Origin of the sequence: Kitasatospora sp. NPDC127121, from assembly GCF_042677305.1 — a bacterium.
Taxonomy (GTDB): domain Bacteria; phylum Actinomycetota; class Actinomycetes; order Streptomycetales; family Streptomycetaceae; genus Kitasatospora.
Map to the genome: position 1 here is coordinate 62465 of NZ_JBHXTQ010000010.1, position 23389 is coordinate 85853.

General features: G+C 72.8%; 17 protein-coding genes. 3 read left to right on the forward strand and 14 right to left on the reverse strand.

Annotated features, from left to right (window positions below):
- Window positions 1-56 precede the first annotated feature (56 nt).
- The 6 genes from obgE to ACFVHI_RS08365 all read right to left on the reverse strand — a co-directional run bounded on the left by obgE (window position 57) and on the right by ACFVHI_RS08365 (window position 9516).
- Entirely contained in the window at window positions 57-1535 is a 1479-nt protein-coding gene (gene obgE, locus ACFVHI_RS08340) for a GTPase ObgE (protein WP_063347553.1), read from the reverse strand.
- A gap of 100 nt (window positions 1536-1635) precedes the next feature.
- Window positions 1636-1893: a 50S ribosomal protein L27 gene (rpmA, locus tag ACFVHI_RS08345; RefSeq protein WP_030309712.1), complete on the reverse strand. Its 258-nt coding sequence runs from the start codon at window positions 1891-1893 to the stop codon at window positions 1636-1638.
- Window positions 1894-1907: 14 nt separating this feature from the next.
- Entirely contained in the window at window positions 1908-2225 is a 318-nt protein-coding gene (gene rplU, locus ACFVHI_RS08350) for a 50S ribosomal protein L21 (protein WP_063347554.1), read from the reverse strand.
- A gap of 233 nt (window positions 2226-2458) precedes the next feature.
- A complete protein-coding gene (locus ACFVHI_RS08355) occupies window positions 2459-6070 on the reverse strand; it encodes a ribonuclease E/G (RefSeq protein WP_380336899.1) in 3612 nt (1203 codons plus the stop codon).
- Window positions 6071-6502: 432 nt separating this feature from the next.
- Window positions 6503-7264 (reverse strand): TIGR03936 family radical SAM-associated protein, encoded by a 762-nt coding sequence (locus ACFVHI_RS08360; protein WP_063347556.1) that lies wholly within the window; start codon window positions 7262-7264, stop codon window positions 6503-6505.
- Between the two features lie 308 nt (window positions 7265-7572).
- Window positions 7573-9516, reverse strand: coding sequence for a TIGR03960 family B12-binding radical SAM protein (locus ACFVHI_RS08365; protein ID WP_063347557.1), 1944 nt, complete (start codon window positions 9514-9516; stop codon window positions 7573-7575).
- A 490-nt stretch (window positions 9517-10006) separates the two neighbouring features.
- On the opposite strand from ACFVHI_RS08365, the gene ACFVHI_RS08370 reads away from it, so the two are divergent.
- On the forward strand, window positions 10007-11299 hold the full coding sequence (locus ACFVHI_RS08370) for a M14 family zinc carboxypeptidase (RefSeq protein ID WP_380336903.1): 1293 nt from the start codon (window positions 10007-10009) through the stop codon (window positions 11297-11299).
- Between the two features lie 131 nt (window positions 11300-11430).
- Here ACFVHI_RS08370 and rodA read toward each other — a convergent pair whose 3' ends face one another.
- From rodA to ACFVHI_RS08410, 8 genes are all read right to left on the reverse strand, one after another.
- A complete protein-coding gene (gene rodA, locus ACFVHI_RS08375; protein ID WP_063347559.1) occupies window positions 11431-12630 on the reverse strand; it encodes a rod shape-determining protein RodA in 1200 nt (399 codons plus the stop codon).
- Window positions 12627-15038, reverse strand: a complete 2412-nt coding sequence (mrdA, locus tag ACFVHI_RS08380) for a penicillin-binding protein 2 (RefSeq protein WP_380336907.1) — start codon at window positions 15036-15038, stop codon at window positions 12627-12629. Before mrdA ends, rodA begins: the two co-directional genes overlap by 4 nt.
- A gap of 51 nt (window positions 15039-15089) precedes the next feature.
- The gene (gene mreD / locus ACFVHI_RS08385) at window positions 15090-15731 is read right to left on the reverse strand and encodes a rod shape-determining protein MreD (protein ID WP_063347560.1); all 642 of its coding nucleotides are present in this window, start codon (window positions 15729-15731) and stop codon (window positions 15090-15092) included.
- Between the two features lie 3 nt (window positions 15732-15734).
- Window positions 15735-16652, reverse strand: coding sequence for a rod shape-determining protein MreC (mreC, locus tag ACFVHI_RS08390; protein WP_063347561.1), 918 nt, complete (start codon window positions 16650-16652; stop codon window positions 15735-15737).
- 95 nt (window positions 16653-16747) lie between these two features.
- Window positions 16748-17773: a rod shape-determining protein gene (locus ACFVHI_RS08395; RefSeq protein WP_031076009.1), complete on the reverse strand. Its 1026-nt coding sequence runs from the start codon at window positions 17771-17773 to the stop codon at window positions 16748-16750.
- 320 nt (window positions 17774-18093) lie between these two features.
- Complete coding sequence (gene ndk, locus ACFVHI_RS08400) at window positions 18094-18507, reverse strand: nucleoside-diphosphate kinase (protein ID WP_063347562.1); 414 nt, start codon at window positions 18505-18507, stop codon at window positions 18094-18096.
- Window positions 18508-18617: 110 nt separating this feature from the next.
- Window positions 18618-18968, reverse strand: a complete 351-nt coding sequence (locus ACFVHI_RS08405) for a DUF4233 domain-containing protein (protein ID WP_063347563.1) — start codon at window positions 18966-18968, stop codon at window positions 18618-18620.
- 1 nt (window position 18969) lies between these two features.
- On the reverse strand, window positions 18970-20361 hold the full coding sequence (locus ACFVHI_RS08410; protein WP_363369878.1) for a folylpolyglutamate synthase/dihydrofolate synthase family protein: 1392 nt from the start codon (window positions 20359-20361) through the stop codon (window positions 18970-18972).
- Window positions 20362-20535: 174 nt separating this feature from the next.
- Here ACFVHI_RS08410 and ACFVHI_RS08415 point away from each other — a divergent pair, with 174 nt between their 5' ends.
- Window positions 20536-21969 (forward strand): glycosyltransferase, encoded by a 1434-nt coding sequence (locus ACFVHI_RS08415; RefSeq protein ID WP_380336913.1) that lies wholly within the window; start codon window positions 20536-20538, stop codon window positions 21967-21969.
- A gap of 79 nt (window positions 21970-22048) precedes the next feature.
- Window positions 22049-23227, forward strand: coding sequence for a non-hydrolyzing UDP-N-acetylglucosamine 2-epimerase (gene wecB / locus ACFVHI_RS08420; RefSeq protein WP_380336982.1), 1179 nt, complete (start codon window positions 22049-22051; stop codon window positions 23225-23227).
- Window positions 23228-23389 lie beyond the last annotated feature (162 nt).

Consider the following 23389-nt stretch of genomic DNA (forward strand, 5'->3'; position numbering starts at 1 on the left):
AGGGTGGTGGGGGCCGTTCGCCCGGGCCGGCTCAGGACGCGTCCCGGCCGGCCGGGTCACTCCTCGTCGTCGCCCTCGTCGATGGCGGCCGGGCGGGTGCTGGAGAGCGCCTCGAAGGCGAGGAACTCGGCCTCGGCCGCGTCCCGGCCCTTCTGCTTCTCGCGGCGGCGGTCGACCGCCGGGCGCGGGCTCTCCAGGCGGTGGTCCTCACCGCGGCGGCCGAGCATCTCGGCGCCGGCGGCCATGGTCGGCTCCCAGTCGAAGACGACGGCGTTCTCGTCCGGGCCGATGATGACGGTGTCGCCCTCGTGCGCCCCGACCTTCCACAGCTTGTCCTCGACGCCGAGGCGGGCCAGCCGGTCGGCGAGGTAGCCGACGGCCTCGTCGTTGGAGAAGTCGGTCTGGCGGACCCAGCGCTCCGGCTTGGTGCCGCGGATGCGGTAGGCGCCGTCCTCCTCGGTGATGGTGAAGCCCTCGTCGTCCACGGCCTTGGGCCGCAGCACGATCCGGGTCGACTCCTCGACCGGCTTGGCGGCGCGCGCCTCGGCGACGATCTGCGCCAGCGCGAAGTTCAGCTCGCGCAGGCCCTTGCGGGAGGCGGCGGAGACCTCGAACACCTGGTAGCCGCGCTCCTCCAGGGACTCCCGGGTGAGGTCGGCGATGTCCTGGCCGTCCGGCACGTCCACCTTGTTGAGCGCGACCAGGCGCGGGCGCTCCTCCAGACCGCCGTACTCGGCCAGTTCGGCCTCGATGGTCTCCAGGTCGGTCAGCGGGTCGCGGCCGGGCTCCAGGGTGGCGCAGTCCAGCACGTGCACCAGCACCGAGCAGCGCTCGACGTGCCGCAGGAACTCCAGGCCCAGGCCGCGGCCCTGGCTGGCGCCGGGGATCAGGCCGGGCACGTCGGCGATGGTGTACACGGTGTCGCCGGCGGTGACCACGCCGAGGTTGGGGATCAGGGTGGTGAACGGGTAGTCCGCGATCTTCGGCTTGGCCGCCGAGAGCACCGAGATCAGCGAGGACTTGCCGGCGCTCGGGTAGCCCACCAGGGCCACGTCGGCGACGGACTTGAGCTCCATCACGATGTCGCGGGCCTCGCCGGGCTCGCCGAGCAGCGCGAAACCGGGCGCCTTGCGGCGGGCCGAGGACAGCGCGGAGTTGCCGAGGCCGCCGCGGCCGCCCTGGGCGGCGACGAAGCTGGTGCCGTGCCCGACCAGGTCGGCCAGCACCTCGCCGTTGCGGTCCAGCACCACGGTGCCGTCCGGCACCAGCAGGACGAGGTCGCCGCCGTCCGCGCCGGTGCGGTGGCCGCCCGCGCCGGGCTTGCCGTTGGTGGCCTTGCGCTTGGGCGAGTGGTGGTACTCCAGCAGGGTGGTGACCTGCGCGTCGACGGTGAGGATGACGCTGCCGCCCTCGCCGCCGTTGCCGCCGTCGGGGCCGCCGAGCGGCTTGAACTTCTCCCGGTGCACGGAGGCGCAGCCGTGGCCCCCGTTACCCGCGGCGACGTGAAGTTCGACGCGGTCCACGAAGGTGGTCATGGTGTGCCTCCAGTGTGCGAAAGTCTGCTGCTACCTGCGTAAAGCATGAAGGGTGGACCGGAACATTCCGGCCCACCCTTCACTGTGAGTCTGGTGTGACTCAGGCCTCGACGGCCACGATGTTGACGACCTTGCGGCCGCGGCGGGTGCCGAACTGCACGGCACCGGCGGTCAGCGCGAACAGGGTGTCGTCGCCACCGCGACCGACGCCCGCACCCGGGTGGAAGTGGGTGCCGCGCTGGCGCACGAGGATCTCGCCGGCGGAGACGACCTGGCCGCCGAAGCGCTTCACGCCGAGGCGCTGGGCGTTCGAGTCACGGCCGTTACGGGTAGAGCTTGCGCCCTTCTTGTGTGCCATATCTCGCTATCCCCTTACTTGCTGACCGAGTCGATGCTGGTGATGCGCACCGCGGTGTGCTTCTGACGGTGACCCTGGCGACGGCGGTAGCCGGTCTTGTTCTTGTAGCGCAGGATGATGATCTTGTCACCCTTGGTCTGGTCGACGACCTCGGCGTGGGTCTTCACACCGGCCAGGACCCACGGGTCGGACGTGACGGCTTCGCCGTCGACGATCAGGATGGTCGAGAGCTCGACCGAGTCACCCGGCTTGGCCTCGATACGGTCGATCTCCAGCACGTCGCCGACGGCGACCTTGTGCTGGCGGCCGCCTGCGCGAACGATCGCGTACATGCGGTACCTGCTTTCCTTACTCGGTCGGAACTCCCGACGCCAGCCGCCTGGGTACGGACACAGGGGCCTCTCCCCGCCCGCTGCCGCGCGAACGCGGCGCTTCGGGAAGGTGATGTGCTCGGGAGCGTGTGGCGTAGACACGCCGAGGGTCAAGAATACGGACCGGCCGCCCGGGGGGCAAACCGGCCCGTACGGCCCGGGGCGGGAAGGGTCCCGCCCCGGGCGCGTGGGCACTACTCGGCCGCCGTATCACCTTCGGCGGCCGCCGCCTTCTTGGCCGCCGCGCTCGTCCGCTTGGTCGCGGTCTTGCGGGCGGTGGTCTTCTTGGCCGCCGTGGTCGTCTTCTTGGCGGCGGTCTTCTTCGCGGCGGTCTTGCGGGCGGCCCGCTTCTTGGGCGCCGGAGCCTCCTCCGCGGACGGCTCCTCGGCCTCGGCCTCGGTGGCCGGGGCCTCCTCCGCCGGGGCCTCGACGACGGCCTCCGCGGTCTCGACGGCCGGGGTCTCCTCCGCGGGCGCCTCGACGACGGCCTCCACGGCCTCGACGGCCTCGGGGGTCACCACGGCCGGGGCGGCCGGGGTGGCAGCCTCCAGGGCCGCCTCCAGCGCCGCGTCGGCCCGCGCCTGGAGCACCACGATCTCGGCCTCGCCCGGCGCCCCGGCCGGAGCCGTCGCCTTGCGGACCGCGCGGCGGCGGGTGCGGCCGGCCGGAGCCGCCGCGGCGGCGGGGATCTCGACCAGGTCCGGCTGGGCGGCCGGGGCCTCCTCGACGGCCTCCGCCTCGACGCCCGGGACCTCCAGGGCCAGCTGGCCCTCGATCTCCTCGCGCACCGGCTCGCCCTCGACGACCACCTCGGCCACCGCGGCCTCGACGGCCTGCGGCTCCTCGGCGGCCGCCCCGCCCTTGCCCCGGCGACGGCGCTTGCTGCTGCCCGCGGCCGCCTCGGCCGACACGGCCGGGGTGTGGACGTGGGCGCTCGGCTGCTCCATGTGCACGATCACGCCGCGGCCGTTGCAGTGCACGCACGGCTCGGAGAAGGACTCCAGCAGGCCCTGGCCGACCCGCTTGCGGGTCATCTGGACCAGGCCCAGCGAGGTGACCTCGGCCACCTGGTGCTTGGTCCGGTCCCGGCCCAGGCACTCCAGCAGGCGGCGCAGCACCAGGTCCCGGTTGGACTCCAGCACCATGTCGATGAAGTCGATCACGATGATGCCGCCGAGGTCGCGCAGCCGCAGCTGGCGCACGATCTCCTCGGCCGCCTCGATGTTGTTGCGGGTGACCGTCTCCTCCAGGTTGCCGCCCTGGCCGACGAACTTCCCGGTGTTGACGTCGATGACGACCATCGCCTCGGTGCGGTCGATCACCAGCGAACCGCCGCTGGGCAGCCAGACCTTGCGGTCCAGCGCCTTCATCAGCTGCTCGTCGATCCGGTAGGTGGCGAACACGTCCACCTCGGAGGTCCACCGCTGGAGCCGCCCGGCGAGGTCCGGGGCCACGTTGGAGACGTAGTCGTGGATGGTGCTCCACGCCTCGTCGCCGGAGACGATGACCTTGGTGAAGTCCTCGTTGAAGATGTCGCGGACGACCCGGACGGTCATGTCCGGCTCGCCGTACAGCAGCGCGGGGGCGTTGCCGGTCGCGGCCTTCTTCTGGATGTCCTCCCACTGCTGCTGCAGCCGCTGGACGTCGCGGGTCAGCTCCTCCTCGGAGGCGCCCTCGGCGGCGGTGCGCACGATGACGCCCGCGTCGTCCGGGACGATCTTCTTGAGGATCTGCTTCAGGCGGGCGCGCTCGTTCTCGGGGAGCTTGCGCGAGATGCCGGTCATCGAGCCCTCGGGCACGTAGACCAGGTAGCGGCCGGGCAGCGAGATCTGGCTGGTCAGGCGGGCGCCCTTGTGGCCGATCGGGTCCTTGGAGACCTGCACCAGCACGGACTGGCCGGACTTCAGCACCGACTCGATCCGGCGCGGGCCACCGTGGCCCAGCGCACCGAAGTTGACCTCGCCGGCGTACAGCACGGCGTTGCGGCCCTTGCCGATGTCGACGAAGGCGGCCTCCATCGACGGCAGCACGTTCTGGACCTTGCCCAGGTAGACGTTGCCGACGTACGAGGTGGCCTGCTCCTTGTTGACGTAGTGCTCGACCAGCACGCCGTCCTCGAGGACGCCGATCTGGGTCCGCTGGCCGTTCTGGCGCACCACCATGACGCGCTCGACCGACTCGCGGCGGGCCAGGAACTCGGCCTCGGTGATGATCGGCACCCGGCGGCGGCCCAGCTCGCGGCCCTCGCGGCGGCGCTGCTTCTTCGCCTCCAGACGGGTCGAGCCCTTGATGGACTGCACCTCGTCCGGGTCGAAGGACGGCTCGGTGGAACGGCGGCGCGGCTCGCGCACCTTCACCACCGTGCGGACCCCGTCCTCGGTGGTCTCGGCGGTCTCGACGGCACCGGCCTCACCGCTGCGGCGGCGACGACGGCGACGACGGCGGGACGAGGACAGGCCGGCGGCCAGGTCGTCGTCGTCCTCGACGTCCTCCTCGACGTCCGCGGCCGGCTCCTCGACGACGGACTGCCCGGTCTCGACGGCCTCGGCCTCGAACTCCTCGGCCTCGCCACGGCGACGACGGCGGCCGCCCCGACGGCGACGGCGCGACGGACGGTCGTCCTCCCACTCGCCCTCGGTCTCCGGACCGGCGACGGGGGCCTCGACGACGGGCGCCTCGACCGGCACCTCGACGACCCGCTCGACCGGCTTCGCCTTCTCGGCGGCCTTCGCCCTCTCGACGGCCTTGGCCTTCTCGGCCTTCTCCGCCCGCTCGGCCCGCTCGGCGGCCTTCCGCTCGGCGGCCTTCGAACGGCTCGGCGGCTGCACCCGCACCGAGGTGCGCACCCGGCGGCGGCGGCCGACGCCGCTGTACTCGAACTCGTCCTCCTCGCGCTGCGCGGCGGCCGGGGCCTCGACCGGCGCCGGGGCGGCAGCGGCGGGCTGCTGCTGCGCCTGCGGCTGCACGGCGGGAGCCGGGGTGGCGGCCGGGGCGGCGGCGGGCTCCTGGAACACCGGAGCCTGGAAGATCGCGGTGGACGGGCGGACCGCACGGCGGCGCACCCGGTGGGTCGGCTCGGCGGCCGGCGCGGGCTGGACGGCCACGGCCTCCTCGACCGGCTCCTCCTCGACGGGCTCCTCCGCGGCGGCGGGCTCCTCGACCGGGGTCTCGACGACCGGCGCGGCCTCGACCACGCGGCGGCGACGGGCCCGGCGGGCCGGAGCGGCGGGTGCCTCCTCGGCAGCCGGCTCGGCGGCGGGGGCCTCGGCCACCGGGGCGGCGGCAGCGGGCTCCTCGGCCGGGGTCTCGGCGGCGGCCGGCGCCCCGGCGGGCGCCTCGGCGCGCTTGCGGGTGCGGCGGGCCCGGGCGGGCTTCTCCGCCTTCTCGTCCTTCTCGGCGGCCGGCTCAGCGGCCTTCTCGACCGGCTTCGCAGCCGCCTTCGCGCTCGTCTTCGCCGTCTTCTCGGCGGCGGGCGCCTCGGCGGCGGCCGGCTCGGTGACCACGACCGGGGTCGCCTCCGGCGTCCCGGCCGGAGCCTCGGCGCGCTTGCGGGTCCGGCGGGCCCGGACCGGCTTCTCGGCCACCGGCTCGGCGGCCGGTGCGGCCTGCGCCTCGGCGGCGGGTGCCTCGGCCTGGACGACCGTCTCGGCCGTCTCGGCGGCCGCACCCTGCGGGGTGCCCGCCGGGCGGGACACCGCACGGCGACGGCGGCGCGGCGGCGCCGCGGAGGTGCCTTCGCCGCCGGTCGGGGCGGTCTCGTTCTGTTCCGTCGCCGCGTTCTGCTGCGGATCGGTGTTATCGAGCATGCGGGTGGATCTCCCGTCAGGCCCCCGGGCTCCACATCCGGGCACGGCACGGCACCCGTGGCCGGCCGGCATCGCGAGGATGCTCGGGCCGGACCCTTTCACGGTGCCGCCGCGCGGACGCGAGGCCGCACAGGGGCTCGTAGTCTCGCTCGGCGCCCCGCCGCACGGCGGGGTGTCGAAAGTCTTCTGGTCTGACCAGTCTTCTGAGGTTTTCCCAAGCTGCGCCGTTCCCCAACCCCGGGTGGCTCCCGGACGGGGTTCCCGGGCCCACCGACCGTCCTGGTCGGCGGGCCTCAGGTGGCCGGCCTGTGCTGCGACGACGCTCGCTCCCCTGGGGAGCCGCGGGAACCTGGAGGACCGTCGGGCCCAGTGAGGCACTGGACCCGGCCTCCGCCCGTCAGGCGGACGCGGCCCCGCGCACCCCGGCGGCTGTCAGCCGGCCGGGGCCGCGGCGCGGTCGAGCGCCAGCGGGTCGGTCACCGTGCCGGACTCCTCGTCGAGCGGCCCCTGCGCCAGCCTGGTCACCTCTGCGGGGACCGGCGGCGCCAGGTCGGCCGTCACACGGAGACCGGACAATACGTCGTCGGGTCGTACGGCTGGTGTGGCGTGTCGTACTACCAGGCGCAGTATCGCACAGGGACGGCCGGTCCGAACATCGCGGTCCGCTTCGGCCGCCGTGTCCGCACCGTCGACGACCTGCGGCGCGGCGATCTCGAGCGCCGCCACCGGACCGCGCGCGTCGAAGACCCGCACGCCGTTCTTGGTCACGCGTTCGACCTCGACCCGCTCGGCGGCGAGGAACACCGCGACCGCGCGGGCGGCCTCCTGCGGCTCGACGCCGTCCAGCCGGACCAGCCACTCGGAGGCCTCCAGGCGCTCCACGAAGTTCGGCGTCCGGACCTCGACCGCGTCGATCACGTCCAGTCCGGTCGGCAGCGACTCGTCCAGCTGTGCCCGCAGTTCCTCCGGGTCACGGAGGGCGGCCAGGCCGATCTCCAGGTACTCCGCCTCGCTCGCCACCCCGGTCGGGGCCGCGTTGGCGTAGGACACCTTCGGGTGCGGGGTGAAGCCGGCCGAATAGGCCATCGGCACGGAGGACCGGCGCAGGGCGCGCTCGAAAGCGCGCTGGAAGTCGCGGTGGCTGGTGAAGCGGAGCCGGCCGCGCTTGGTGTAGCGGAGACGGATCCGCTGCACCGTCGGCGCGGGCGGAGGACCGTCGGGCGTACGGCGTGCCAGGGTCGCTCAGTCCTTAGTCAGTTGTCCCCGTCCGGCGCGACGGCTGCCGCCGCTGTCCGGACTCTGTCACCTCAAAGGGTACGCGCCCCGCCACCCCCCTCGTCCCGCCCCTGGTCAGCCGCACCCCGACGCCCCCGGCCGCCGTCCGCCCGGCGAACGCATGGAGCCCTCCCCGATTCCCGGGGAGGGCTCCATCCGTCACTTCGAGCACGTCACGCGGCCCGGACCCGCCCGATCCGCGCCATCCGTACCACCCGCACCATCAACTAGCCCTGCGGGGCAGCCCCGTTGACCACGGCCAGCGGCAGCAGCTTCTTCCCGGTGGGACCGATCTGGATCTTGAGGTCCATCTGCGGGCACACGCCGCAATCGAAGCACGGGGTCCAACGGCAGTCGTCGACCTCGACCTCCTCCAGGGCGTCCTGCCAGTCCTCCCAGAGCCAGTCCTTGTCGAGGCCACTGTCCAGGTGGTCCCAGGGCAGCACCTCCTCGTAGGTGCGCTCGCGGGTGGTGTACCAGTCGACGTCGACGCCGGTGCCGGCCAGGCCCTTCTCGGCGGAGGCCATCCAGCGGTCGTAGGAGAAGTGCTCGCGCCAGCCGTCGAAGCGGCCACCGTCCTCGTAGACGGCGCGGATGACGGCGCCGATGCGGCGGTCGCCGCGGGACAGCAGGCCCTCGACGATGCCGGGCTTGCCGTCGTGGTAGCGGTAGCCGATGTTCTTGCCGTACTTGCGGTCGCCGCGGATCGAGTCGCGCAGCTTGGCCAGCCGGGCGTCGGTGGCCTCGGCGGACAGCTGCGGGGCCCACTGGAACGGGGTGTGCGGCTTGGGCACGAACCCGCCGATGGAGACGGTGCAGCGGATGTCGTTCTGGCCGGTGACCTCGCGGCCCTTCTGGATGACGTTCTTCGCCATCGCGCCGATCTGGAGCACGTCCTCGTCGGTCTCGGTGGGCAGGCCGCACATGAAGTACAGCTTCACCTGGCGCCAGCCGTTGCCGTAGGCGGTGGCGACGGTGCGGATCAGGTCCTCCTCCGACACCATCTTGTTGATCACCTTGCGCATGCGCTCGCTGCCGCCCTCGGGGGCGAAGGTGAGGCCCGAGCGACGGCCGTTGCGCGACAGCTCGTTGGCGAGGTCGATGTTGAAGGCGTCGACGCGGGTGGACGGCAGCGACAGGCCGATCTTGTCGTCGCTGTAGCGGTCGGCCAGGCCCTTGGCGATGTCCCCGATCTCGGTGTGGTCGGCGCTGGACAGCGACAGCAGGCCGACCTCCTCGAACCCGGTCGCCTTCAGCCCGCGCTCCACCATCTCGCCGATGCCGGTGATGCTTCGCTCCCGCACGGGGCGCGTGATCATGCCGGCCTGGCAGAAGCGGCAGCCGCGGGTGCAGCCGCGGAAGATCTCCACGGACATCCGCTCGTGCACGGTCTCCGCGAGCGGGACGAGCGGCTGCTTCGGGTAGGGCCACTCGTCGAGGTCCATCACGGTGTGCTTGGACACCCGCCACGGCACGCCCGGGGCGTTCGGCACGACGCGGCCGATCCGGCCGTCGGCCAGGTACTCCACGTCGTAGAACTTCGGCACGTACACCCCGCCGGTGCGGGCGAGGCGCAGCAGCAGCTCGTCGCGTCCGCCCGGGCGGCCCTCGGCCTTCCAGCCGCGGACGAGCTCGGTGATGTCGAGCACGGCCTGCTCGCCGTCGCCGACCACCGCGCAGTCGATGAAGTCCGCGATCGGCTCGGGGTTGAACGCGGCGTGGCCGCCGGCCAGGACGATCGGGTCCTCGTCGGTGCGGTCCTTGGCCTCCAGCGGGATGCCGGCCAGGTCGAGCGCGGTCAGCATGTTGGTGTAGCCGAGCTCGGTGGAGAACGACAGGCCGAACACGTCGAAGGCCTTCACCGGGCGGTGCGCGTCCACGGTGAACTGCGGGACGTCGTGCTCGCGCATCAGCGCTTCGAGGTCCGGCCAGACGCTGTAGGTGCGCTCGGCGAGCACGCCCTCGCGCTCGTTGAGCACCTCGTAGAGGATCATGACGCCCTGGTTGGGCAGGCCGACCTCGTAGGCGTCGGGGTACATCAGCGCCCAGTGGACGTCGCAGGCGTCCCAGTCCTTGACGGTCGAGTTGAGCTCGCCGCCGACGTACTGGATCGGCTTCTGGACGTGCGGGAGGAGGGCCTCCAGGCGTGGGAAGACCGATTCGACAGTCATGTACTAGGAACCCTTACGACGTGATTCGGTGCCGCGCGCATCGGCAGGCGACGGCGGGGAGGGGTGACCCTCAAGGGTAGCCCAATCCGGGGAAAGGCCCGCTGGCTCACCCCCGGGCTCACCCCCCGCCCTGGCCGGGCACCCGCCCGCGCTCCGGCGCGGCCGCCCCGGTCCGGCCCGCCCCGGCACGCTCAGTGCGCGCCCGCCGCCCGGCGCCGTCCGCCGTTGACATGCCCGGACCACCCATGCGGTACTGACAGGGCCCCGCCAGAGACCTCTGCACCCCTTCCGGACAAGGGAGTTGGGCCGTACGCTCGACCCCCTCGCCGACTCCCCCGGCGACCCGTCCCCGGCGCGCAGGGCCTCGCCCCCGGCCCCGCAGGCCGCGTCCGTCGGCGCCCCCGCGCGCCCCGGCGCCCCGGCGCCCCGGCGGCCCGACGAGCCGGGCGGCCGCGCGAACACACCCCAGGGGACACGCCCTAGGAGAGCCATGACCGACACCGACCGGCGGGTCCGCCCGCCCCGGCCCCTCGGCAGCCGGGCGGCCCGCTACCCCGCGCCGGCCCAGGCCGAGGCCGCGGCCCGGCGGCTCGCGCTGCGCCACCCGGAGCGGTGCCGGCTGCGCGAGGTGGGCCGCTCGCGGGCCGGGCGCCCGCTGCTGCTGCTGTCCGTCGACCGGGGCCCGCGCGCGGTGCTGGTCGTCGGCGGCCCGCACCCCAACGAGCCGATCGGCACGGCCGGCGCCCTGCGGCTGGCCGAGGTGCTGCTGGCGCGCCCCACCCGGCCCGGCCTGTCCTGGCACCTGCTGCTCTGCCTGGACCCGGACGGCGCCGCGCTCAACGCGGGCTGGCTGGACGGGCCGCTCACCATGCGCCGGCACTACGAGCACTTCTTCCGTCCCTCGTTCGAGGAGCAGCCCGAACTGCTGCCGGCCGCCGACGCGGGCCGGCCCCCGATGCCGGAGAGCCTGGCGCTGACCGGCCTGATCGACGAGCTGCGCCCGTTCCTGCAGTGCTCGATGCACGGGGTGGACTTCGGCGGCGCCTTCATCCAGCTGACCGCTCCGGTGCCCGGGCTGCCCGAACTCTTCGCCTCCTCGGTGCGCCGGGCCGGCATCCCGCTGGACGTCGACCCCTTCGACGCGGTCGGCTGGGCCAGCCCCTTCCCCGGCACCTATCTGATGCCCTCGGCGGACGGCGCCGGCCGGTCACGGGCGCTGCCGGACGAGCCGGAGCTGTCCACCTGGTCGTACGCCGGCCGTCACGGCGGGGTGACGGCCGTGCTGGAGGTGCCGATGTGGGCCGTGGACGCGGTCGGCGACGGCCGTCCGCACCCGGCGGCGGACCGGGCGGTCGGCGCCGCGGCCCGGACGCTGCGCGAGCGCGCCGAGGAGCTCTCCGGGCTGCTGGCCCACGTGCCCGCGCACACCCGGGCGGCGCACGGCGCACAGGTGCGCGCGGCCGGGTTCACCCTGGAGTTCTGCCCGTCGGTGGCCCAGGAGTGGCTGGCCCGCTGGTGCGCCGAGCCGCTCACGGTGTCCCGGGTGACCACCGCCGGGATCGTCGCGGCCCGGATCCCGCTGCGGGTGGCGTCGACGGTGCTGCGGCTGCTGGCGGACAGCGGCGGTCCGACCGTGGAGGCGGCCCGGGGCCGGGCCCGCGACATCGTCACCGAGAGCCTGGGTCAGCTGCACCACCGCTTCGGCGCCCGCTGGGTGCCGGTCCAGGAGCAGCTGGCCCACCAGGTCCGCGCGGCGCTCACCGCCGCCGACTGCCTGCTCTGACCGGGGCCACGGCCCGCCGCAACCGGGCAACAACTACCCACCCACAGCGCCCAGTTGAAAAACACCAAGGGCCGACCCGAGAAATTCCCGGGCCGGCCCTCGACCGACGAACGCGTGGACGGACAGTCCGCTCAGGCCGCTATCGGCCGCTGGCTGCGGACCGCCTGGAGCAGCCCGATCGCGATCCAGACCGCGAACATCGACGACCCCCCGTAGGAGACGAACGGCAGCGGGATGCCCGCCACCGGCATGATGCCCAGGCACATCCCGATGTTCTCGAAGGCCTGGAAGGAGAACCAGGCGATGATCCCCGCGGCCACGATCGTCCCGTACAGGTCGGTCGCCTGCCGGGCGATCCGGCAGGCCCGCCACAGCACCACGCCGACCAGCAGGATGATCGCCAGCGCCCCGACGAAGCCCAGTTCCTCACCGGCCACCGTGAACACGAAGTCGGTCTGCTGCTCCGGCACGAACTGCCCGGTGGTCTGCGTCCCGTGGAACAGCCCCTTGCCGGTCAGCCCGCCCGAGCCGATCGCGATCCGGGCCTGTGCGGTGTTGTAGCCGACGCCGGAGGGGTCCAGCTGCGGGTTGGCGAAGGCCGCGAAGCGGTCGATCTGGTACTTGCTCAGCACCCCGAGCTTCCAGATCGCCACGCACCCGCCGGTGCCCGCCACCAGCAGCCCGAGCACCCAGCGGTTGGCCGCCCCCGAGCCGAGCAGGATGCCCAGCACGATCGCGGCCATCACCATCACCGAGCCGGCGTCCGGCATCAGCAGCACGACGCACATCGGCAGGAAGGCCCAGACCAGGCCGCGGAACACCGCCCGGTGCGAGGGGTACTCCCGCTCCCCCGCGTCCACCTGGTCGGACAGCACGACCGCCATCGCCAGCACGATCCCGAGCTTCGCGAACTCGGCGGGCTGGATGGAGAAGCCGCCGCCCAGCTGGATCCAGGAGTGCGCGCCGTTGATGGTCGAGCCCAGCGGGCTGAGCGTGGCGAGCAGCATCAGGATCACGCCGATGTACAGGAACGGCACGAGGGTGCGGAAGCGCCGGCTCCCTATCCCTATCACCACCGAGCACAGCACCAGCCCGACGACCAGGTTGGTCAGGTGCCGGTACAGGAAGTACTGCGGGTCGCCGTGGGTGAGCGAGTCCCGGCCGCGGGTGGCCGACCAGACCAGCAGGGAGCTGCCGAGCGACAGGGCCAGCGCGGCGAGCAGCAGTATCCAGTCCAGCCGCCACAGCGGGGAGTCCTTGGCCAGGGCCTTGGAGACCCCGCTGCGCTGCGGGCTCAGCCGCAGTTGCCGGTAGGAGCCGTAGGAGGTCATGCCCGCCCCCTTCCCGGGCCGCGGTTCGGTTCGAGTGCGGCGTCGGCCGCGGTGCCCGGGGCGGGCCGGTCGTTCGGCTGCGCCGGGTCCAGGAAGGCCGAGGCCGGGGCGGGTTCGCCCGGCACCTGTTCCAGGAAGGCCGGCGCCGGGCCGGGCAGACCCTGCGCCTGGTCCGGCGACGCCAGGAGGCCCGGGCCCGCGACGGCCTGCACCGGGCCGGCGGTGTCGATGGTGTTGGCGGTGTCGACGGTGTCGACGGTGTTGGCGGTGTCGACGGTGTTGGCGGTGTCGACGGTGTAGGCCGCCGGCTTGATGATCGCGGTGCCGTCCGGGTTGAACTTCGGCAGTTCGGCCTGCGGCGCGGGCAGCAGCGCCTTGCCGTTGTCGATATTGCCCTTGTCGTCGACGCCGTACAGCGCCTGGTAGATCCGGCGAACCGCGTCGCCGGAGCCGCCGGAGCCGGTGCCGCCCTGGCTTATCGTCATGACGACCGCGTAGTCCTTGCTGTACGTGGTCAGCCAGGAGGTGGTCTGCTTGCCCTCGACCTCGGCGGTGCCGGTCTTGGCGTGCAGCTCGATCTTGTTCTGCGGCCAGCCGGCGCCGGAGAACTTCCAGGCGGCGGTACCGCCGGTGATGACGCCCGCGGTGGCCTGGTCGATGTAGCTCAGCAGCTTCTGGGAGCCGGGGAACTTGCCGTCCTCGTGCGGGGCGATCTCGCGGACGAGGTCCCCGCTCGGGCTTATCACCGCCTTGGCGATGGTCGGCCGGTAGAAGGTGCCGCCGTTGGCCAGCGCCGAGTAGATCCGGGCCATCTGGACCGGCGTGACGAGCGTGTCGCCCTGGCCGATCGCGAAGTTGACGGCGTCACCGGCGCGCATCTGGTAGCCGTCGACGCAGTTCTCCTTGGCGATCTGGTCGGAGAAGCTGGTGCCGCCCTTCTGCGCCTGCGCGCACCAGGCGTCCTTGTTGTTGTCGTAGAAGGACTGCTTCCACTGCCGGTCCGGCACCCGGCCGGTGACCTCGCTGGGCAGGTCGATGCCGGTCTTGGCGCCGAGGCCGAACTGGTGGGCGGTCTTGAAGAACCAGTCGCCCGGCTCCTTCTTCGGCTTGATGCCGCCGTCCTTCATCCACTGGTCGTACGCCAGGCCGTAGAAGACGGTGTCGCAGGAGACCTCCAGCGCCTTCTCCAGGGAGATGGAGCCGAAGTTCTCGCTCTCGAAGTTCTTGAACTCGCGGCCGCCGATGGTCATGCTCTTCGGGCACGCGTACGTCCCGTCGAGCGAGTAGCCGGCCTCGACGGCGGCGGTGGTGGAGACGACCTTGAAGGTCGAGCCGGGGGCGGACTGACCCTGTATGGCCCGGTTCAGCAGCGGGAAGTTGGAGTCCTTGCTGGTCAGCGACTGGTAGTCCTTGCCGGTGATGCCGCCCACCCAGAGGTTGGGGTCGTAGGTCGGCGCACTGGACATCGCGACGATCCGGCCGGTGTGGACGTCCATCACCACGGCGGCGCCGGAGTCGGCCTCGTAGTTGCGGTTGGTGACCTTGTCGAAGGTCTTCCGGGCGTCGGCCATGGCCTGCGCCAGGTTGTCCTCGACCACCTTCTGCACCCGGGCGTCGATGCTGGTGACCAGGTTGTTGCCGGTCTGCGGGGCGGCGGTGCCGGCGGTGCCGATCACCCGGCCGAGGTTGTCCACCTCCAGCTGGGTGATGCCGGCGGTGCCGCGCAGGTCGCGGTCGTACACCGACTCCAGGCCGGCCCGGCCGATCTGGTCGGCCGGCAGGTAGCGGTCCAGGCCGGCCTTGGAGGCGGTCTTGCTGACCTCCTCGTCGGTGACCGGCGAGAGGTAGCCGAGCACCTGCGCCATGTTGGCGCCCTCGGCACCGGTATAGCGGCGCACGGCGGTGGGCTGCGCGGTGACCCCGGGGAAGTCCTCGCGGCGCTCCATTATCTGCATCGCCTGCTGGGTGGTCGCCTCCTTGGTGACCGGGATCGGCTGGTAGGGCGAGCCGTTCCAGCAGGGCTGCGGGGTCTTGGCGTCGCAGAGCCGGGTCTTCTCCTGCACGTCCTTGGCGGGCATCCCCAGCACCTCGGCCAGCCGGCCGAGCACCGCCTTGCCGCCGTCCTTCTGCTGCAGCAGCGAGGTGCGGCTGACCGAGACCACCAGCCGGGCCTCGTTGCCGGCCAGGATCCGCCCGGAGGCGTCCAGGATCTCGCCGCGGACGGCCGGTTCGACCACCTCGCGGATGTGGTTGCCGGTCGCCTTGGCGGTGTAGACGCTGGCGTTGCGGATCTGCAGGTACCACAGCCGTCCGCCGAGGGTGGCGAGCAGCGACAGGACCAGGATCTGCAGCACCACCAGACGGATCGTCACCCGCCGGGTACGGCCGGTCTCGGGGATGTTGCTCACGTCTCGTGCGCTCCAGGATGCGGGAAGTCGGGAGGTCGGGGGCCGGGCCGGTTACGGGCGCCGGACGAAGCCGGGCATGCGCCGCTTCTTGTAGGACGGGCCGGACGAGGCCTCGCGCGTGGTGCGGTAGCGGGCCAGCGTGCCCAGGCCGGAGCCGCCCTGGTCGTCATCGGTGGCCGCGGTCACCGGGTCGCGCCCGAAGCGGCGGCCGACCAGCATCACCAGCGGCACCACGAACGGCGCCAGCAGCACGTCGTACAGCAGGGCGCTGACCACCAGGCCGCCGAGGCCGACGTGCCGGGCCGCGGTGTCGCCGACCAGGGCGCCGACCATCGCGTACAGCAGGGTGGAGGCGACCGCCGCGGCGGCCACCACCATCAGCGCGCTGGACACCGACCGCTGGCGGCCGTGGTCCGGGCGCAGCAGCCCTGCGGCGTAGCCCATCAGGCAGAGCACCAGCGCGTAGCGGCCGATCGCGTGGTCGGAGGGCGGCGCGAGGTCGGCCAGCAGGCCGGCCGAGAAGCCGACCACGCAGCCGCCGGACGGCCCGTAGACCATGGCCAGGCCGACCACGACGAGCAGCAGTATGTCCGGGGTGGCCCCCGGGAGCTGGAGCCGTCCGAAGACGCTGACCTGGAGGATCAGGCCGAGCAGGATCAGGCCGGCGGAGACGGGGATGCGGGCGAGGCGCATGGCTCAGTTCCCCCCAGTGGGCTTGGCGGGCGGGGCGGCGGGCGCGGCCGGGGTCTGGGCCGGGGCCGGCGGCAGGACGGCGTCGCGCGGGTCGGCGCGCGGCGGCACGACCACCACGCCGACCAGGTCCAGCCGGGTGAACTGGACGAAGGGCTCGACCAGGATGGTCTTGGTCAGCTGGCCCGGGGTGGCCTCGACCTCGACGACCTTGCCGACCGGCACGCCGGGCACGAACGGGCGGCCGCTCTGCGAGCCGAAGGTGACCAGCCGGTCGCCGGCCTTGACCTGGGCCTTGCCGTTGAGCAGCGAGACCTTCATCGGGCTGGTGCCGCCGCCGGAGGCGAAGCCGATCTCGCCGGAGGCCTCCAGCCGGGTGCCGGCAGAGAAGCCGGGGTCGGAGGCGAGCAGCACGGTGGCGGTGGTCGGGGCGACGGTGGTGATCCGGCCGACCAGGCCCTGACCGTTGATCACCGTCATGTCGCGGGTGAGGCCGTCGTCGCTGCCGGCGTCGACGGTGATGGTCCAGGAGAAGCCCTGGGCCGGGCCGATCGCGATGACCTGGGCGGCCTTGACGGTGTAGCCGCCGGCGCCGGCGGTGCGCAGCAGGTCGTCGAGCTGCTTGGTGCGCCCGGTGGCCATGTCGGAGGAGGCGAGCTTCTGCCGCAGTTCGGTGTTCTCGCGGGCGAGCTCGTCGGTGCGGCCGTTGTTGGAGGCGGCGTCGCGGAAGGCCCGGACGGTGTCGGCGACCGGGTCGACGACGGTGGCGGCGCCGCGCTCGACCGGGCCGAGGACGCTGGCGGCGGCGTGTCGGGCACCGCCGAGGGGGGAGCTCTCACCGCCCTTGATGTCCACGGTGACGAGTGCGAAGGCGACGGCCACCAGCAGGATGAGCAGCAGCCGGCTTTCTCGTGTGTCCCTCACGGTGCTGGTACTGCCCCTTCGTACCTGGTCGGCCGCCCGGGCTGTGGGGCCCGGGCGGCAGCCCGTTCAGTTGAGTGTCGGATGTCTCGGTGGTGCTAACGGCGCGGGGAGGCGTCCAGTACCTGCTGGAGCGCCTCGAACTCCTCGACGCACTTGCCGGAGCCGAGCGCGACCGAGTCGAGCGGGTTCTCGGCGATGTGGATCGGCATGCCGGTCTCGCGGCGCAGCCGCTCGTCGAGGCCGCGCAGCAGGGCGCCGCCGCCGGTGAGCACGATGCCGCGGTCCATCACGTCGCCGGCCAGCTCGGGCGGGCACTGGTCGAGGGTGGTCTTCACGGCGTCGATGATCGAGTTGACCGGCTCGTCGATGGCCTCGCGGACCTCGGCGGCGGAGATGACCACGGTCTTGGGCAGGCCGCTGACCAGGTCGCGGCCGCGGATCTCGGCGTGCTCGTCCTTCTCGCCCTCCAGGCCGAAGGCGCTGCCGATGCTCATCTTGATCTGCTCGGCGCTGCGCTCGCCGAGGAGCAGCGAGTACTCCTTCTTGATGTGCTGGACGATCGCGTTGTCCAGCTCGTCGCCGGCGACCCGGATGGACTGGGCGGTGACGATGCCGCCGAGGGAGATGACCGCGACCTCGGTGGTGCCGCCGCCGATGTCGACGACCATGTTGCCGGTGGCCTCGTGGACGGGCAGCCCGGCGCCGATGGCGGCGGCCATCGGCTCCTCGATGATGTGTACCTGGCGGGCGCCGGCCTGCGAGGAGGCCTCGATCACGGCGCGGCGCTCGACTCCGGTGATGCCGGAGGGCACGCAGACCACGACCCGGGGGCGGGCGAGGTAGCGGCGGCGGTGGATCTTGAGGATGAAGTAGCGGAGCATCCGCTCGGTGATCTCGAAGTCGGCGATCACGCCGTCCTTGAGCGGGCGGATGGCGACGATGTTGCCCGGCGTCCGGCCGATCATCTTCTTCGCCTCGGCACCGACCGCCAGGATGCCGCCGGTGTTGGTGTTCACCGCGACGACGGACGGCTCGTTGAGGACGATCCCCTTGCCCCTGACGTACACCAGCGTGTTGGCAGTTCCAAGGTCGATCGCCAAGTCGCGGCCGATGAACGACAGGTTGCTCGCCATGGGGTGTGGTTGCCTTCCCGGGCTCGGAGTTCATAGGGGGGTTGGACGAGAGCGCGCCCACGCTCGGGCGGAGCCAGCTGAGCTGCCTTACCGGGCCCTTGAGTCGCGTCCATCGTAGTCACGCGGCGCGGCACGGACGTCGATGCGGGGCATACCGTCCATTGTCCGGAGCGTGTTCGCTTCTCCGGGCATTGGGACGCCGTGTCGGCACCTCTGGTTGCTTATTTCACGATAAAAGTGCCCCGGCCGGGCCAATGGTCCCGACCGGGGCAGTGCCAAGGTCCCTCGGGCGTGTCGCCCGGCTGGACTCAGGCGTGCGCCGGGAAGAAGATCTTGATCTCGCGCTCGGCCGACTCCGGGGAGTCCGAGGCGTGGATCAGGTTCTCGCGGGTGATCGTCGCGTAGTCGCCGCGGATGGTGCCGGCCCCGGCCTCCAGCGGGTTGGTCGCACCGGCCAGCATCCGGATGCCGCGGACGACCTCCTCGCCCTCGACGATCAGGGCGATCGACGGACCGGAGGTCATGAACTCCAGCAGCGGCTCGTAGAACGGGCGGCCGACGTGCTCCGCGTAGTGCTGCTCCAGCGTCGCCCGGTCGAAGGTGCGCAGCTCGACGGCGGTGAGCCGCCAGCCGGCCTTGCGCTCGATGCGGCTGATGATCTCGCCGGCCAGGCCACGCTGGACGGCGTCGGGCTTGAGCAGGACGAGAGTGCGCTGGGACACGGTGCGTCTCCTGGGGATTCGGTACGGCAAGGCAGTCGGGCCGACGGGCGGGAGCCGACACGGCAGAGATTACCTTGCGTGTGCGGCGTGTCGGCCCGCCGGTCCGGGCCCTAGACCGGTACGGCAGCCGCCTCGGCGGCGGCCCGGGCGGCCTTGAACTCGTCCACCTTGCGGCCGTAGTGCACCGAGCACCACCACAGGCCGGCGAAGACCACACCGAGGCCGAACATGGTCGGCAGGATGAAGCCGCTGGCGATCAGGCCGATCTGCAGCGCCCAGCCGACGGCCACCGCACCAGGGCGGTTGATCATGCCGCAGAGCGCGATGCACAGCGCCATGACGATCCCGGTGACGATCCAGATCGTGGCCGTGGAGACGCTCGACAGCTGCATCGCGACCAGCGCGGCGAACATCGCCAGGAGAGCCTCGCCGATCAGGGTCGAGGAGCAGAGGGTCCTCATGTCACTTCCTCCCGAGCAGCAGGCGGGCCTCGCCCACCGTGATGACCGAACCGGTGACCAGCACCCCGGCGCCGCCGAGGTCGCCCTCCTCCTCGGCGAGGGTGACGGCGGCCGCGATGGCGTCGTCGAGCCGGGGCTCGACCTGGACGCGGTCCTCGCCGAAGATGTCGACGGCCAGCGCCGCCAACTCGTCGACGTCCATCGCGCGGTGGGTGGAGTTCTGGGTGATGACGACCTCGGCGAGGACCGGCTCGAAGGCCTCCAGCACGCCGGCCACGTCCTTGTCCCCGGAGGTGCCGATCACGCCGACGAGCCGGGTGAAGCCGAAGGACTCGCCGAGGGCGGCGACGGTGGCACGGGCGCCGTGCGGGTTGTGCGCGGCGTCCAGGATGATCGTGGGGCTGCGGCGGACGACCTCCAGGCGGCCGGGCGAGGAGACGCCGGAGAAGGCCTGGCGGACCTTGTCCACGTCGAGCTGCCCGCCGCGGGCGCCGCCGACGCCGAAGAAGGCCTCGACCGCGGCCAGCGCCAGCACCGCGTTGTGCGCCTGGTGCTCGCCGTGCAGCGGGATGAAGACGTCCTCGTACTCCTCGCCGCCGAGCCCGCGCAGCGTCACCAGCTGGCCGCCGACGCCGAGCTCACGGCGGATCACGCCGAACTCCATGCCCTCGCGGGCCACCGTGGCGTCGACCTCGACGGCGCGCCGCAGGATGTTCTGGGCGGCGTCCAGCTGCTGCTGGGCGACGACGGCGACGGCACCGGACTTGATGATCCCGGACTTCTCGACCGCGATCTCGCCGGTGGTCTCGCCGAGCTTGTCGGTGTGGTCCAGCCCGATCGGGGTGATCACGGCGACGGCGGCGTCGATGACGTTGGTGGCGTCCCAGGAGCCGCCCATGCCGACCTCGACCACGGCGACGTCCACGGGGGCGTCGGCGAAGGCGGCGTAGGCCATGCCGGTCAGCACCTCGAAGAAGGACATCGGCACCGGCTGCGCCGCGTCGACCATCTGCACGTACGGCTCGATGTCGCGGTAGACCTCGACGAAGCGCTCGGGGGTGATCGGGGCGCCGTCCAGGGTGATCCGCTCGGTGACGCTCTCCACGTGCGGGCTGGTGTAGCGGCCCGTGCGCAGTTCGAAGGTGTTGAGCAGCTGCTCGATCATCCGGGCGGTGGAGGTCTTGCCGTTGGTCCCGGTGATGTGGATGGAGGGGAAGGACCGCTGGGGCTGGCCCAGGATGTCCATCAGCGCCTCGATCCGGTCGAGCGAGGGCTCCAGCTTGTTCTCCGGCCAGCGCTTGGAGAGCTCCACCTCGACATCGCGCAGGGTGTCGTCGGTGTCACCGTCGGCGGGGCGGAGGGTGTACGGGTTCGGGTCGGCCTTGTCGCTCACGACCACAGTCTACGGAGGGTTGGCGGGCCGTCCTCACGGGGTGAGAACGACCACTTTGGTCGGAGTTTCCAATTTGCCCCCTTTACTATCTCTTTGGCGAATTTGAACCGCGACGAAGCATCGATTCGCACCCCCTGGAGCCGCGCCGCCTTTGATCACGAGGAGTACCACGCCATGCCCGACGCTCTGCACGACTGGATCGTGCTCCGCCAGGACGCCATCGTCTGGTTCGCCGGACTGGTCTCACTGGCGCTCGTCGGCTACATGGCCTTCGTCTTCGGACGCTTCCTCCTGTACTGGGCCGGCTCCCGGCACGCCTTCCGGCACAACCGGCCCGCCGAACCCGGCGACCCGGCCGCCTTCCAGTGGCACCTGGTGATCCCCTGCCGCGACGAGGAGGCCGTGGTCACCCAGACCCTGGCCGGCCTGCGCGCCGGTGCGCCCGAGGCCCACCTGTGGGTGATCGACGACGACAGCGAGGACGCCACCCGCGACCTCGTCCTCGCCGCCGCGGCCCACGACGACCGCGTCCACCTCGTCCAGCGCCGCCGCCCGCACGCCCGGATCGGCAAGGGCGCCGCCCTCAACGCCGCCTACCGCGAGGTCACCGCCTGGCTGCCCGAGGACACCGACCGCTCCCGCGTGGTGATCGGCGTCGTCGACGCCGACGGACGGCTCGACCCCGGCACCCTCCCCCAGGTCTGCAACGGCAAGGCGCTCGGCCGCCCCGACACCGGCGCCGTCCAGATCGGCGTGCGGATGCGCAACGCCGACGACGAACTCCCGCTGCCCGGCCGCGGCCGGGCCGCCAACGCGTTCGCCCGCGCCCTGGTCCGGATGCAGGACGTCGAGTTCCAGGCCAACAACGCCGGCATGCAGCTGCTGCGCCGCCGCACCGGCAGCGTCGGCCTCGGCGGGAACGGCCAGTTCGTCCGCCTCACCGCCCTCGACTCGCTCACCGCCGAGGAGGGCCGGGCCGGCCGCCCCTGGCCCGAGCGCGCCCTGCTGGAGGACTACGAGTCCGGCCTCGACCTGCGCCTGGCCGGCTGGCGGCTCACCCACGTCACCGAGACCCAGGTCTCCCAGGAGGGCCTGATCTCGCTGCGCCGCTTCCTCACCCAGCGCACCCGCTGGGCCCAGGGCAACATGCAGTGCCTGCGCTACACCGGCCGGGTGCTGCGCTCCCCCTTCTACACCTGGTCCGGCAAGGCCGAGGTGCTGTACACCTTCCTGCAGCCCGTCGTCTGCGTGCTGCTGGTCCTGCTGTTCCCGCTCTCGCTCGGGATCACGGCGGCCGGGCTGGTGCTCTTCCCCGCCGAGACCGCCGACTTCCACGTCAGGTTCGGCCCGTGGATGCTGCTCGCCTTCGCGGTCGCCACCCTGCCGATGGTGTTCTGGGGCTTCGCCTACCGCCGGCTCGTCCACCCCGACCGCGGCCGGCTCACCGGACTGCTCTGGGGCGTCCTGATCTGGCTCTACGCCTACCACCTCTTCGTGGTCGCCACCCGGGCCGCCGCCCGGATGCTGCTCGGCCGCAACGGCTGGGCCAAGACCCGGCGCAACGCCGAGAAGGTCGCCCTCGGCTCCCCCACCGCCCTTGAGTCCTGAGCCTCAGTCCTGAGCCCCGCGTTTGAGCCCCACGCCTGAGCCCTGAGCTGCCCCACCCCCTCGGAGCCTCCCCATGAGCATGTGCCTTCCCCCCGCCAGCGTCGCCGTCGTCCTGGGCACCCGCCCCGAACTGGTCAAGCTCGCCCCGCTGATCCACGAACTCGGCGACGCCACCCGTCTGGTGCACACCGGCCAGCACTGGGACGAGGCGATGTCCGGCCGCTTCCTGCGCGACCTCGACCTGCCCCGCCCCGAGCTGCTCACCGGCGTCGGCGGGCGCCCCCGGGCCGGCCAGATCGCCCAGTCCCTCGGCCAGCTGGACGCCGCCTTCGCCGAGGACCGCCCCGCCGCCGTCGTCGTCCAGGGCGACACCAACGCCACCCTCGCCGGGGCGCTGGCCGCCAACGCCCGGGAGATCCCGCTGGTGCACGTCGAGGCCGGGCTGCGCAGCTTCGACCGGGCGATGCCCGAGGAGCACAACCGGGTGATGGTCGACCACGTCTCCGACCTGCTCTGCGCCGCCACCGGGGACAACGTCGCCAACCTGCGCGCCGAGGCCCTCGCCGAGGAGCGGATCGCGCTCACCGGCAACACCGTCGTCGAGGTGGTCCGCCGTCAGCTGCCGGCCGCGGCCGACCGCGCCGCGCTGCTCGCCGCGCACGGGCTGCGCCCGGACGGCTACGTGCTGGCCACCGTGCACCGCCCGGAGAACACCGACACCGCCGAGGCGCTGGGCGCCGTGCTGGCCGAACTGGACCGGATCGCCCGGGCGGGCACCCCGGTGCTGTTCCCGATGCACCCGCGCACCCGGGCCGCCGTCGAGCGCTTCGCACTGGACGCCCTGCTGGAGCGCCTGGCCGTCACCGGGCCGGTCGGGTACGCCGACTTCCTGGGACTGGCGAGCCACGCCGCACTGCTGGTCTCCGACTCCGGCGGCGTGCAGGAGGAGTGCACCGTGCTCGGCCGCCCGCTGCTAGTGGTGCGCCGCTCCACCGAGCGTCCGGAGGCGGTGGCGGCGGGCTTCGCCGCGCTGGTGGGCCCCGACGAGGACCTGGGCGAGCTGGCCCGGGCCTGGCTGGCCGACACCCCCGAGCGGCTCGCCCGGCTCGCGGCCACCCCGAGCCCGTACGGCGACGGCCTGGCCTCGGCGCGGATCGCCGCGCTCACCGCCGCGGTCGCCGAGCCGGCCGAGCCGGCCCAGCCCGGAGCAGTCGGTACCGCAGCAACCGACTCCACGGCACGGCCGTCGGCCGCCTAGCGCCCTCTTGACAGCCGGATTGGTCTACTCCACCTTGTGAGTCAAGTCTCCTTCCCCGACAGGGACTTGAGTTGTCGGTAGCTCCCGCACGCGCACCATCGACACCCCGGACGGCGCTCCACCCCCACCACTCAGGCGCGCCGCCGGGCCTCCCCCACAGGA